This window comes from Acinetobacter celticus, from assembly GCF_001707755.1.
GTDB lineage: Bacteria > Pseudomonadota > Gammaproteobacteria > Pseudomonadales > Moraxellaceae > Acinetobacter > Acinetobacter celticus.
In genome coordinates this window covers 193,946-207,591 of sequence record NZ_MBDL01000012.1, presented here as the reverse complement: position 1 = coordinate 207,591, position 13,646 = coordinate 193,946, and the positions used below count along the sequence as shown (strand labels likewise).

At 41.0% G+C, this 13,646-nt stretch carries 10 protein-coding genes and 1 rRNA gene; 5 read left to right on the top strand and 6 right to left on the bottom strand.

The window, feature by feature from the left end:
• From rrf to BBP83_RS13390, 3 genes are all read left to right on the top strand, one after another.
• Positions 1 to 73, top strand: a 5S ribosomal RNA gene (gene rrf / locus BBP83_RS15680); the annotation flags it as partial.
• Positions 74 to 688: 615 nt separating this feature from the next.
• Positions 689 to 3,082 carry a YgiQ family radical SAM protein gene (locus BBP83_RS13395; RefSeq protein ID WP_068889392.1) on the top strand — a complete coding sequence of 798 codons (2,394 nt, stop codon included), beginning with the start codon at positions 689 to 691 and terminating at the stop codon, positions 3,080 to 3,082.
• Positions 3,083 to 3,589: 507 nt separating this feature from the next.
• A complete protein-coding gene (locus BBP83_RS13390) occupies positions 3,590 to 4,129 on the top strand; it encodes a DUF2726 domain-containing protein (protein ID WP_068889390.1) in 540 nt (179 codons plus the stop codon).
• 73 nt (positions 4,130 to 4,202) lie between these two features.
• Here BBP83_RS13390 and BBP83_RS13385 read toward each other — a convergent pair whose 3' ends face one another.
• From BBP83_RS13385 to mdtD, 5 genes are all read right to left on the bottom strand, one after another.
• On the bottom strand, positions 4,203 to 4,559 hold the full coding sequence (locus BBP83_RS13385; protein WP_068889389.1) for a RidA family protein: 357 nt from the start codon (positions 4,557 to 4,559) through the stop codon (positions 4,203 to 4,205).
• Positions 4,560 to 4,563: 4 nt separating this feature from the next.
• Positions 4,564 to 5,868: a shikimate transporter gene (shiA, locus tag BBP83_RS13380; RefSeq protein WP_068889387.1), complete on the bottom strand. Its 1,305-nt coding sequence runs from the start codon at positions 5,866 to 5,868 to the stop codon at positions 4,564 to 4,566.
• Between the two features lie 228 nt (positions 5,869 to 6,096).
• On the bottom strand, positions 6,097 to 7,152 hold the full coding sequence (gene dinB / locus BBP83_RS13375) for a DNA polymerase IV (protein ID WP_068889385.1): 1,056 nt from the start codon (positions 7,150 to 7,152) through the stop codon (positions 6,097 to 6,099).
• Between the two features lie 227 nt (positions 7,153 to 7,379).
• Complete coding sequence (locus BBP83_RS13370; RefSeq protein ID WP_068889383.1) at positions 7,380 to 8,156, bottom strand: glycoside hydrolase family 25 protein; 777 nt, start codon at positions 8,154 to 8,156, stop codon at positions 7,380 to 7,382.
• A gap of 82 nt (positions 8,157 to 8,238) precedes the next feature.
• Positions 8,239 to 9,630 carry a multidrug transporter subunit MdtD gene (gene mdtD / locus BBP83_RS13365; RefSeq protein WP_068889381.1) on the bottom strand — a complete coding sequence of 464 codons (1,392 nt, stop codon included), beginning with the start codon at positions 9,628 to 9,630 and terminating at the stop codon, positions 8,239 to 8,241.
• Between the two features lie 388 nt (positions 9,631 to 10,018).
• Here mdtD and BBP83_RS13360 point away from each other — a divergent pair, with 388 nt between their 5' ends.
• A complete protein-coding gene (locus BBP83_RS13360) occupies positions 10,019 to 10,990 on the top strand; it encodes a hypothetical protein (RefSeq protein WP_068889379.1) in 972 nt (323 codons plus the stop codon).
• A gap of 69 nt (positions 10,991 to 11,059) precedes the next feature.
• On the opposite strand, the gene BBP83_RS13355 is transcribed toward BBP83_RS13360, so the two are convergent.
• On the bottom strand, positions 11,060 to 11,680 hold the full coding sequence (locus BBP83_RS13355; protein ID WP_068889378.1) for an LOG family protein: 621 nt from the start codon (positions 11,678 to 11,680) through the stop codon (positions 11,060 to 11,062).
• Between the two features lie 327 nt (positions 11,681 to 12,007).
• Between BBP83_RS13355 and BBP83_RS13350 the strand changes: the two genes are divergently transcribed.
• On the top strand, positions 12,008 to 13,591 hold the full coding sequence (locus BBP83_RS13350) for a TerC family protein (protein ID WP_068889377.1): 1,584 nt from the start codon (positions 12,008 to 12,010) through the stop codon (positions 13,589 to 13,591).
• Positions 13,592 to 13,646 lie beyond the last annotated feature (55 nt).

The window sequence follows — 13,646 nt, the reverse complement described above, 5'->3', positions numbered from 1 at the left end:
AACTCAGAAGTGAAACCTCTTTGCGCTGATGGTAGTGTGGGGTTACCCATGTGAGAGTAAGTCATCGCCAGCTCATTAATTCTAAAAACCCCCTCAGTCACAAGACTGAGGGGGTTTTTTTTATGCAGGAAAAATAAAAATAAGAAAATGAAGGAATGGACAAAGCCCTATTCCGTACCAAACGAAAATGTAGAGACATGATTGAAGGTCAACGATCTACACCCAGTATTCAAACTACCCAATTTAAAACTGAAATTAAAATGATCTTTTATTGTTTAGAAAAAGTGGATAAATATAGAAAGATTATTATTAGCATAGGGTCGTATTAGGGCTTAAAGTTAAATCAAGATAAATTGGGTTTTGTAATTACACATGTATTAAGTGATCAGAACCGAGAAAAAGCGTCAGTGATGCAACAGTGATATGTAAAAGTTCTAGTCACTGAAGCTTAAGCCATACATTATTTTGTATAGAATATTGCGCAGAAGTAATTAATGAATAGTTTTGGGCTTAGGTTTTAGCATCCGAAAGGGTGCTTTTTTGTAGTGGATGATTTTGATTTATGAATCAATAAGCATTGTATAAATTATAATCAAGCATCATGAGCGATATTCATGTTAAAATGCTCGGCTTTCATCTTTGATCTGACTTTTCAGATCTTCCATCTGCCAGCCGAGAATTGCTAGTCATGTCTACTGCTTATACCATGCAGACCGCGCCTACAGCGTTGTTTGATTACGACAAATATTGGGCGTCATGTTTTGATCCTGCGCCATTTTTGCCGATGTCGCGCGAGGAAATGGATCAACTTGGTTGGGACAGTTGTGACTTTATTTTAGTCTGTGGCGATGCTTATATTGATCATCCTTCTTTTTGTTCGGGCATTATTGGTCGTACTTTAGAAGCACAAGGTTTTCGTGTTGGTATTATTGCCCAGCCTGATTGGACTTCTGCAGAAGCATTCAAAGTTTTAGGCAAACCAAATATTGCTTGGGGTGTTACCGCTGGAAATATGGATTCGATGATCAACCGCTATACGGCTGATCGTAAAATTCGTTCAGATGATGCCTATTCACCAGATAATCAACCGAATAAACGTCCTGACCGCGCAGCAACGGTGTATTGCCAACGTGTGCGTGAAGCTTATCCAGATGTGCCTGTTTTGTTGGGCGGGATTGAAGCTTCATTGCGTCGTATTGCACATTATGATTATTGGTCGGATAAAGTTCGTCGTTCGGTTTTGATGGACTCTAAAGCTGATTTATTGATGTATGGGAATGGTGAGCGTTCTATTGCCGAAGTCATGCATCGTTTAGCGCGTGGTGAAAAAATCCACCAAATTACCGATGTTCGTGGCACTGCGTTTATCGTAAATAAATTAAACCGTCCTTCTAAAGCTAAATTTGTGGAAATTGCCTCAAATGATGTCGATGCGATTGGCCGTGTCGATCCAATCATCAATCCATATGTGATGACGGAAGATTTAGATGGTTGTGAAATTGAAAAAGACAAAGATAACTCTTTAGCCAAATATCAAAATTTCCAAAAAGAACTCGTTGCGAATCCAATTATCCGTGAGGGTGATCATTTAGATGCAGACACGCAAATTGTGCAATTACAACCTGCGTCTAAAGCCATCAAACACAAATTACCACCGCGTGAATTGGCAGTTATTCGTTTACCTGCCTATGAAGACGTATCAGCAGATCCAGTTCTGTATGCCCATGCCAATCGTATTTTGCATTTGGAAACCAATCCAGGTAATGCTCGTGCCTTGGTACAAAAACATGGTGAGCGCGATGTTTGGCTGAATGCACCGCCAATTCCGTTAACCACGGAAGAAATGGATTACGTGTTTGACTTGCCTTATGCACGTTTGCCACATCCAGCTTATGCAAATGCACGTTTTCCTGCATTTGATATGATTAAATTCTCTGTGAATATCATGCGCGGTTGTTTCGGTGGTTGTACTTTTTGTTCAATTACAGAACATGAAGGTCGTATTATTCAGAACCGTTCTGAAGAATCTATTTTACGCGAAGTGGAAAAGATTCGTGATACCGCACCAGGTTTTACGGGCATTATTTCAGACTTGGGTGGCCCAACGGCAAACATGTATCGTTTGGCATGTAAAGATCCTGAAATTGAGAAAAACTGTCGTAAGCCATCGTGTGTATTCCCAGGCGTATGTCAAAACTTACATACCGATCATGCACCGCTTACGCAACTGTATCGTAAAGCACGTTCATTGAAAGGTATTAAAAAGATTCTGATTGGTTCAGGTTTACGTTATGACTTGGCTGTTTTGAACCCTGAATATGTCAAAGAACTGGTACAACATCATGTCGGTGGTTATTTAAAAATTGCGCCTGAGCATACCGAAAAAGGCCCATTAAATAAGATGATGAAGCCGGGTATTGGGGCTTATGATCGCTTTAAACAAATGTTTGATCGTTTTAGCAAGGAAGCAGGTAAGGAACAATATCTCATTCCTTACTTTATTGCCGCGCATCCGGGAACAACGGATTACGATATGATGAATTTGGCGATTTGGTTGAAAAAGAATGGTTTCCGTGCTGACCAAGTACAGACCTTCTATCCGTCTCCAATGGCTACGGCAACCACCATGTACCATACGGGTAAAAACCCACTGGCAAAAGTGGCACGTTATACTGAAAATGTCGATATTGTAAAAGGTGATAAACGTCGTCGTATTCATAAAGCCTTCTTGCGTTATCATGATTCAAATAACTGGCCATTATTGCGTGAAGCATTGAAGGAAATGGGTCGTGCTGATTTGATTGGTAATTCTAAACACCATCTAATCCCGACTTATCAACCCGCGGGCAGTGCAGAAGGGCAGTACCAGTCAGCTCGTAAGAAAAATTCTACGGTGGATGGTGATTCGCAAAAGCGTAATGGTGAAAAAGTTGTTCAAGTAGCACGTCCATCAAATACCAAGAAGCGTCCTGAACGTGGGCAAATTTTGACGCAACATACAGGTTTGCCACCACGCGAAACGGGCGATAAAAAGCCTTTTGGTCAAAATAAATCAAAGAGTAAAGCCAAATCACGCGCTTAAACTTCAGTTGATAAAAAAAGGATGCTTAGGCATCCTTTTTTTATTTAGACGTTGGTTAGTTCAGAATACCGTTTGTCCATCTGCCTAGAAAACGTCATATTTTTGTCATGTTGAAAATTTATTCTTTTGAATATAAAGATGTTCCAACACGATAGTCAGACATGAGCATATTTTATCTGTATAGAATAAAAGATTTGTTAAAACAGTTTATCGGAATTGTTAGACAATAGTCTTAAACAGGCTTGCCAGCTTTTCCCTGAATGGCTTACAGTAAACAAAATAACTTAAAGTGGTCTATATATTGAAGTTCAAATATTGATAGCTATTTTAACATGTAGTGAGTATTTGAGCTTTTGTAGCAGTTTGTTGGTTTTAACAGCTGTTTTGTGACACTTAGAGAGAGTTTTTTAAATTTTAAATTTAAACAATAAAAGCAGCGGTATACTGAGTTGAATAAAAAAGTCTACGGCTAAAAACGATTATAAGAAATGTAAAGGATTATGAGAGATGGCAATTTATATTGTGATCGCGAGTATTTTACTCGGTTGTATGCTCATAATGGCTTGGAGTAGTTTAGAAAATAATACCAAGCAGCAAGATAGTGCATTGAAACAACGTGCTATTTTCAACATTAATGAGCAATTAACATATACACGCTTAAAGGAAATATTACCCAAACATATTATTTTGGCCCATGTTTCTTTTGATGCACTGCTGACAACCAAATACCACCGAACTCGGAGTAAGTATCGGAATATGGTTGCAGACTTTGTTGTATTGGATGAACATCAGCAAATTACAGCGATTGTGGCTGTTGATGATCTTATGGTACTTAAACGTCTGCAACATGCGCAATATCAAGATGCATTGCTAGCAATGGCAGGTTATCGTGTGATTCGTTATGATGATGTACCTGAATATCAGCAGTTACGAGAAGATTTTCTTAATGAGCGGGTGAAGTTTAAACCCGTGGCTCAGGTTAATGAGCGAAGAAAGTATCATCTGTATCCTGATTTAGAGCGCAAAAAAGTAAAAATGTTTAGTTAGGTTTACTTGATTAACACCATGCAAAAAATAAAAAGCATACCTACTAGGCATGCTTTTTATTTTACAAATAATTTTATTCAGGTTTGACAGCAACTACGCTTAGTTCAACCAATACTTCTGGTGCATAAAGTTTGGCTTCTACACAGGTACGAGGCAAGGCTTGAATATCACTGACCCATGCATCCCAAATTTCATTAAACAAGGCATAATCTTTTTCAATATCTTTAAGATAAATAGTCACAGACATAATGTGGCTTTTATCTGTGCCCGCATCGGCCAGAAAACGGTCAATAATATCCAAGGTTTGTTGGGTTTGACCTTGAATATCTAAACTGGTATCTGAAGCCAGTTGACCTGCTAAATGGACTAAATTGCCTGAAATTGCAATTTCTGAGAACCGTTTTTCTACGTGTAATCGCTGTACAGCCATGACATTATTCCTGTGTTTTTGGCATGATTGCTGCCACAAAAGTCGTCAGCAAACAGCCTATGGCTAAATAGATAGCCACATAATGCCATGAACCATTGCCCCAAATCACTAATGATGCTGCAATAAATGGGGTAAAACCGCCACCAATGATACTGGCCACTTGATAGCCCACGCCAGCACCGCTGTAACGGTAAGCTGTGCCGAATAATGACGTAAAAATAGGTTGATGGACGCTGACGACCATATCATGTGCAATATTTGCCAATAGAATCGCACAGATAATAATTAGGCCCGTATTTTGTGCATCGAGTGCCATAAAAAATGGAAATGCCGATAGAGCACCAATTAACCCACCCCAGATACACATTTTTCGATGATCAATTTTATCTGCTAGCCATGCAAATATAGGGATGCTAAAACAGCTAATTGCACCGACCATTAAAGTGATATTTAAAAAGAACTGCTTGTCCATTCCAAGATTATTGGTGGAATAATTCAGTGCAAAATTGGTCACCAAATACATGGTGAGTAGTTCAGTCATCCGCAAGGCAATAATATAAACAAATGCTTTGGGATGCTGACTGATGGCTTGCAAAATTGGCAGTTTATTCGACGCTTGCTGGCTGTTTTGTGCGACTTTTTCTAAAAACTCTGGTGATTCATCTTGATCTCGTCGAATCCACATTGCAATTGCAATTAGTACAATGCTGGCAATGAAGGGAATACGCCAAGCCCATTCAGCAAAAGCTTCTTCACCTAAAGTTGCGATAATTAAGGAGACTGCACCTGTGGCCAGTACTAAACCGACGCCATAACCAATTTGTACGCCACTGCTATAAAAGGCTTTTTTGCCTTTGGGTGCATTTTCAACTGCCATGAGTGTAGCGCCACCCCATTCACCACCGACGGCAAAGCCTTGTAGGGCACGGAATGTAACCAAGAGGACAGGTGCCCACCAACCAATAGCTTCAAAATTAGGCAATAACCCAATACCGACAGTTGATAGGCCCATCATTATAACGGTGATGACCAGCATTTTTTTACGACCAAGTTTGTCACCAAAATGACCGAATACCACACCACCTAATGGACGGAATAGGAAGCCGACACCAAAAGTAGCCAGTGCCGCTAAAGTACCCATATTGGTGCCAATACTGGGAAAGAATTGATCTTTAAAAATAAGTGTAGCAACAATACCGTAGAGTAAAAAGTCGTACCAATCGACAACTGCGCCAATAAAGCTACTGAGTGCTGCTTTACGTGCACGTTGTTCTTGTAAGGATTGAGCTGATGGGTATTCAGAAGACATGCAAGAGGGTATTCCATGGAGTAACAGCAGAGTTGCCCTGCAATATTCGGATTTGATCGTCACGTCAACCGCAGGACACTATGCTGAAAGTAAAGGTGATTTTCAGCATCTCAGCGTATACATGGATAATGCATCGCGCAAATAGCTTACCTCAAATTGATTGAATGTGAAGGGTAAATTGTTTTATTTTTATTCTTTTGTATGAAAATTACTCGAACTGATCTTGCTCTAAAGTAAAGATAACTGTGCTTCTTGTTGTTGTGGTGTCAGTTGATAGACTCCAATACCCACTAAACGAAATTGAAAATCATTAGGTATATGCATTTCATTGAGTAATTGATGAAGCGCTTGTGCTAAGTCAGCTTGGCTGCTTAATGGGGTTTTGAAACTTTTACTGTGTTGTAATACTTGAAAGTTTTTGAGCTTAAGTTTGGCAGATACACCACGAGCAAGCAGTTGTTTACGCGCTAAACTGTACCAGACTTGATCAATCAGCGCGGGCCAGTGGGGCAGACATTGGGTCAACGTCAGATCATCATCAAAAGTGATTTCTTTAGAAATTTGTTGCCGTTCTCTTTGGCTTTGAACCGGTCGATCATCAATCCCTTGCGCGTATAAAAATAGTCGTTTGCCATATTTGCCAAAATGATGCACCAAGACGGCTTCTTCAATTTCTTGTAAATCGCCTAAGGTTTCTAAGTGCATGGTTTTGAGTTTTTCTTGCATGACTTTGCCCACACCTGGGATTTTTTTCAGGGCTAAATTTTGAATAAAGGCTTTTACTTTTGTGGGTTTAATGACACAAATACCATTGGGCTTGTTCCAGTCAGAAGCGACTTTGGCGAGAAATTTATTTGGCGCAACGCCTGCAGAAGCAGTCAGTCCTGTGGTTTGAAAAATATCTTCACGAATGCGCATAGCGACTTCAGTGGCACTGGCAATGTTTTGTAGGTTCTCAGTGACATCTAAGAAAGCTTCATCTAAAGATAGCGGTTCAATTTGAGATGTATAACGTTGAAAAATAGAATGAATTTGAGCTGAAACAGCACGGTATTTTTCAAAATTGGGTTCAATCACCACCAGTTGTGGGCAGTATTTTCGGGCTTGGCTCATCGACATTGCAGAACGGAGTCCAAATTCACGGGCAGGGTAAGAGGCAGCGCAAATCACTGCGCGAGGATGGTGCGAGGAAACGACTACGGGTAAATGTCGAAGTTCAGGGCGTTCACGCAATTCTACAGATGCATAAAAGGCATCCATATCAATATGAATGATTTTTCTCATGCCACTGTTGCGCCTGAATAGATCGATAGATGCAGTATCTCATAGCGTGATTGCGGGACAAAGATGCTATTGCCAGTTGTACGACACAGATTGACTCCGTAAAGCGAGTTCGCTCAGTTACTTAAGGTTGACATGATTTAAAAATGACAGGCTTTTATTGTATTGTCTGCACGGACTTAACCTCTGTTATCACGCCATATTAATCGTAAAGATGAGCGGTTCTTTATTCATTTTTTTGCAACAGGCGGTTGTAGCGTCAAACCATTTTTCAGTAAAAAGGCATTCCATTGTTTTGTATTGCCATTAAAAACGTTTAAATCGACCGTTTGGGGTATACCTAGAATTTGCCCTTGATTGGTGTGTTGCCAAAACAACCAATCTGGATTGTTCTTTAAATCGGGTTTGCCTTGGTATTCACGCACCCACAACGGGGTACTTTTAAATTCACCTGCCAAAACGATATTGTAAAAAGATTTTGAAATATAGAAGATGGGCTGTTTAGCATAATGTTGTAAGAGCTGGTCATGCATGATCTGAATTTCCTGCAACAACTGTTCTTTGCTAAAGGTGTTGATGCATTTGGCATCATATTCTAAATCAATAACAGGAGGCAGGGCATTGGCCTTTTTGGGAACGGTTGCAATGAAATTTTGTGCCTGAATTTTACCGTCACGGCATAAACGATAAAAATGATAAGCCCCAACTAAAAAACCATGTTCACGGGCTTGGAGCCAATTGTCTTGAAATTTGGTGTCTTGAAAGTCACCGCCTTCAGTCGCTTTTAAATAAACAAATTGATAGGTCTTTGGCGAGATTTTTTTCCATTGAATCTCACCTTGATGATGAGAAACATCGAAGCCTTTGATGGGGTATTCTTCTGCCGATGCAAAACGATGAGGCATGATCAGCAGATACGCCAGCAGTGCCATGACTGCAAAACCGAATAGCCCAATGGCAGGACTATAGGTTTTTAAAGCAGTAAGTGCAGGCTGGCGTTTTTTCATGGGGCATGTTCGTCTAACAAGAGGAATGTCCTATGATAGCGTGAAGCCTTTGTTGAAACTATGTACTTTCTACGCATCGCACTTAAACAGCCGTATCTTTGGGAATTTGCCAAAAAATAAGCGCAGTGATGATATTGATACAACCTAAGCAGATGAGTGTGGCATGAAAAGCTGAGGTCAGATGTATCGCATCAAAATAGGCACTAAAGACATTAACCAATGTTCCTGCCAGTGCCACGCCAATACTCATTGATACCATCATAATCATGGACAGAAAGCTGTTGCCACTGCTGGCATCTTGCTGTGGTAAATCTTTTAAGGTTAGGGTATTCATAGAGACGAATTGCAATGAATTGAGCATGCCAAAAATGAAGAAATGTAATGTACGTAACCAAATGGGGGTATCTGCAGAACTCAGGGCAAAACTAGCAATACAGGCACCGACCAATAAGGTATTAACCAGAAGTACATTTCTATAGCCAAAGCGTTGAATGATCGGACGAATGAGAGGTTTAGACGCCAAAGCTCCCAATACAATTGGAATCATCAACAGACCCGTGACAAAGGGTTTAAAGCCGAAAGCAACTTGCAACATTAAAGGAATTAAAAACGGCATAGCATTGCCACCCAAGCGGGCAAAAAAGTTGCCTAGAACACCAAGGGCATAAATTTTATTGCGGAACATCTTGCTACGGAACAATGCATTTTGATGGTTATGCGAATGTAAGGCATACGTGATACAGGCCACCACGCCCGCGCAGATGAGGCCTATGCTCCAATACAATGAATGCGAGGTACTGGTGAAGTTTTCAATGCCTAAAGATAAGCCTGTCATTGCAATAACTAGAAGGAAGAATCCCCAAAAATCGAAACGAGGCACTGTGGGCTCGGTAACATTTGGCATGGCTTTAAAGGTGATGAGACAACCTAAAACACCCATTGGAATATTAATCAGAAAAATCCAATGCCAAGTGGTGACTTCAACCAACCAGCCACCCAATGTTGGGCCAATGAGCGGGCCAATTAAACCCGCAAGGCTCATAAGACTCATCGCAGATAAAAACTGTGCACGTGGAATAACTTTGAGCATGGCCAAACGACCAACGGGGAGAAGCAATGCGCCACCAATGCCTTGTAAAACACGATAAAAAAGCAGTTCATTTAAACTGTCAGATTGACCACAACCCAAAGACGCCAAAGTAAAAATAATGATGGCGCTAAAATAGATATTCCGCGCGCCAAAACGGTCTGCCAACCAGCCACTGAGCGGAATGCAGGCCGCCACAGACAGCACATAAGCCACCACCACACTATGCATGTTGAGTGGGTCTTCATTTAAATGCACAGCCATAGATGGAATGGCTGTGTTGACAATGGTGGTGTCTAGACCTTGCATGAAAAAGCCAATAGACACCAACAAGACTAAAAGTCTGAATTCAGGTTGTAAGGCTTGATGTGAGGGCGTGGCATTCATGGCATCAGCAAGTTGTCCTTTTAAAGCAGTTTAGCTGAATTAAATCAGAGATGTTGTTGCAATCATGCGTTCACTATTTGCAACCAAATGGCAATATAACCGTTATCTGGGTGATATTCGATGCTGATCAATCCGTCAAAACTTATCAACGAAGAGAATGCGTTTCAAAGTTTCTGCATAGATGTTTATGATGCTGACATTAGGGTTAAGTGCATGTAACGATGGTCATGATGATGTCATTGTTCAAAAGGAAGCTTAGGCTTCCTTTTTTATGAGCGAAAAATAAAGATTTCCCTCAACTGTCACAAATGAAATATTATGGTCATAATTTAACAATGACTCAGTTTTAGGGCAGGGTACAGATTGTGATACAGGTTTTTGAATTGTGATGACAATTGAAATTTTAATGATAATAGGATTCTGCTTGGCAGCCTATTCCATTGTTGCAAATGATGTACCACAAACACTGGGTACATTTATTTCATCCAATGCCCACCGCCCATGGTGGTTATTGTGGTTGTATGTCAGTACGATTTTAGTGGTGGTATTGGCCTACGGTTGGTATGCATCGGGTGTGGGAGATGCCTCTTATGGGCGTTTGGAAACGATACCGCTCCCTAAAGATGGCGTGACGTGGCTGTATATTGTGCCGCCGATCTTGCTGATTATTCTGACTAAATATGGCATTCCTGTCAGCACGACCTTTTTGGTGCTTACCATTTTCTCACCGAGCAGTTTAGGTTCTATGCTGACCAAGTCCATGATGGGCTATGCAGTGGCCTTTCTTGTGGGAATTATTGTTTATCGTTTTGTGATTAAACAAATTTCAGTGCATTTCAGCAAAACCCGTCATGAAAAGCATTCTAATATTTGGGTCGGCCTACAATGGATATCGACTGCATTTTTATGGAGCCAATGGCTAATTCAGGACTTGGCGAATATTTTTGTATATGTGCCACGTGCTGTACCTCTGTGGTTCCTTGTTTTTGCAATTAGTGTTTTTGTGGTGTTGTTGGGCGTTATTTTGTATCAGCGTGGCGGGGCAATTCAAAATATTATTGATACCAAAACTGGCGTCGCAGATATTCGTTCGGCCACCATTATTGACTTCATTTACGCCACAATTTTGTTGGTGTTTAAAGAATGGAGTAATATTCCAATGAGTACCACGTGGGTGTTCCTTGGTTTATTGGCGGGTCGTGAATTTGCCATGGCGATGCATTTACATGAGGTTGATAAATACAAAACCTCACGTAATGTCAGTAAAGATGCTATGAAGTTAATGTTTGGTTTAGTGATTAGTATTTTCTTGGCCACCACGTTGCCGTGGTTTTATCATTTAGTATCGGGTTCATCTTGATACGCTAAGAAAAGAAAACAGTTAAAAAAGCGGGTAGATACCCGCTTTTTTTATGGCTGAAATATTGGCTTAAACGATGACATGTTGTGGTGCATCTAAATTTCTTAATGCACTGAAAATTTGTTGTGATGAGTTGCAGACAATCAGTTTGGCACGGTGTTGTGGTGGTAAAAAACCTTCTTGTACGGCATGATCGAGTTGTGCAATTAATGAGTCATAGAATCCATTCACGTTATACAAAATCATGGGTTTTTGGTGCTGATTTAATTGTCCCCATGTGGCAATTTCTAAGATTTCTTCAAAGGTACCTAAACCACCCGGTAAGGCAACAAAGGCACTGGCACGCTCCGCCATGAGGGCTTTGCGCTCATGCATGGTTCGCACTACGTGTAGTTCGGTCAGGCCATGATGCGCAATTTCATAATCCAACATAAATTCTGGAATTACCCCCACAGCTTCGCCCCCATTTTCGACCACGGCATTGGCGACTTGACCCATTAGACCAATACTGGCCCCGCCATAGACTAAACCAAAACCTGCAACTGCAATGCCTTTGGCCAGTGCAACAGCTTTTTCTTGATAAATGGGATTGTTCCCTGAGCGTGAGCCACAATATAGAGCGATTAAAGGTTGTGTGGTTTTAGGAGAGTGACTATTCAAGTGTTTTGTCATTGTTAATACGCTATTCATCTCGTTTTATTCACCTTAGCACTTTATTTTTTATCGCTCTAGCCTAACGTCGAAATATGACCAAATGAGCGTGGAAAGAGAGGGCGCGTTGTTTAAGCAGGCAACGCAGCATAAGCCTGAATGTAAAAAAAGATGAAATTCTGACACAGCTTGTTATACTTAATTTCTGTTTTTTAATAAATGAATCATCATGGGCAGTGGTTGTTGTCGCTCCGCACAAATACATTCCTTAGACATCAATATTGTTAGCGTCTGCGCACGCACTTTATCTGATTTGAATAATTCCAAAAACGCTGCAAGCCTGCATCATACTCAGGAGATAAACACATGATCTTTGAGTGGATGTCTGATCCATCGGCTTGGGTCGGTCTTTTAACCTTAGTTATTTTAGAAATTGTTCTGGGTATTGATAACCTGGTTTTTATCGCCATTTTGGCGGAAAAATTACCACCAGAGCAACGCAATACCGCGCGTATTGTCGGCTTGCTACTGGCGCTGTGTATGCGCTTGGTTCTCTTGGCGTCTATCGCATGGGTGATGACGCTGACCAATCCATTGTTCCAAGTATTTGATCATCCTTTCTCAGGGCGAGATTTAATTCTACTATTTGGTGGTGTGTTCTTATTGTTTAAAGGCACCATGGAATTACGTGAGCGTTTGGAACACAAACCGATCCTCAAAGAAGAAAACCCTGTGCATGCCACCTTCTGGATGGTCATTATTCAGATTGTGGTACTGGATGCAGTATTCTCTTTAGACAGCGTGATTACTGCTGTGGGCATGGTGAAACATTTACCTGTGATGATGATTGCGGTTGTAATCGCGGTCGGTATTATGCTGTGGGTGTCGAAACCGTTGATGCATTTCGTCAACCGTCATCCGACTGTGGTCATTTTGTGCCTATGTTTCTTGATGATGATAGGTTTCTCACTGGTGGTCGAAGGCTTTGGTTATCACATTCCAAAAGGTTATTTATACGCCGCGATTGGTTTCTCTGTGCTGATTGAATTCTTGAACCAAACTATGCGCCACAATCAGGAAAAAACTGTCACCACCACCGATTTACGCTACCGTACCGCTTCTGCTGTCATGCGTATGTTGGGTGGCAAAAGCTTATCGGAAAATCATGAAAATAAACAAGAAGATGTGTTAGCGACCCGTGCATTTGCCGATGATATTTTTGATGAAGACAATGGTGTGTATCACAGTGTCATGGTTCAAGGCGTATTGGGGTTGTCTGAGCGCCCTGTGAAATCGGTGATGACGCCACGTCCTGAATTGGAATGGATTGATTTAGAAGAAGACGAAGCGTCCATCAAGCACCAATTGTTAAGTATGACTCATTCGCGGTTAATTATTGCCCGTGGTGAATTGGACAACATTGCAGGTGTAGTCCTGACGCATAAAGTCATGAATGAATACATTGAAACAGGTGTATTGAATTTTGAAAAGCATCTGCGTGAACCTGTCATTGTGCATGAAAATGCGCAAGTGCTGATGGTGATGGAACAACTACGCCAAGCGCCGTTGCAAATGGCGTTGGTACTGAATGAATACGGTTCAATTGAAGGTATTGCAACGCCTATTGATGTGCTTGAAGCCATTGCAGGTGAATTTCCTGATGAAGATGAACTGGAAAATACAGCAGAAAGCCTAGAAGACGGCACCTTGATGCTTGAAGGTTCGACTGATATTCGTCATGTGTCTTTGCTTCTCGGTCGCAACTTGGTGGATGAATCGGAACAGTATTCAACGCTTTCAGGCTATATTTTGTTCCATTTAGGTCGTTTACCCGAAAGTGGTGCCAAACTCACGGCAGATGGTCATGTCTTTGAAGTGGTGACCATGGATGGACATAAAATTGAAAAAGTCCATGTTAGGTCTATTGCCAATAACAGCCATCGCGATTAACCCTAAGTGCTAAATTCAAACAAATTTTAGTTAAAATAGCCCGTTCTACGGGCTA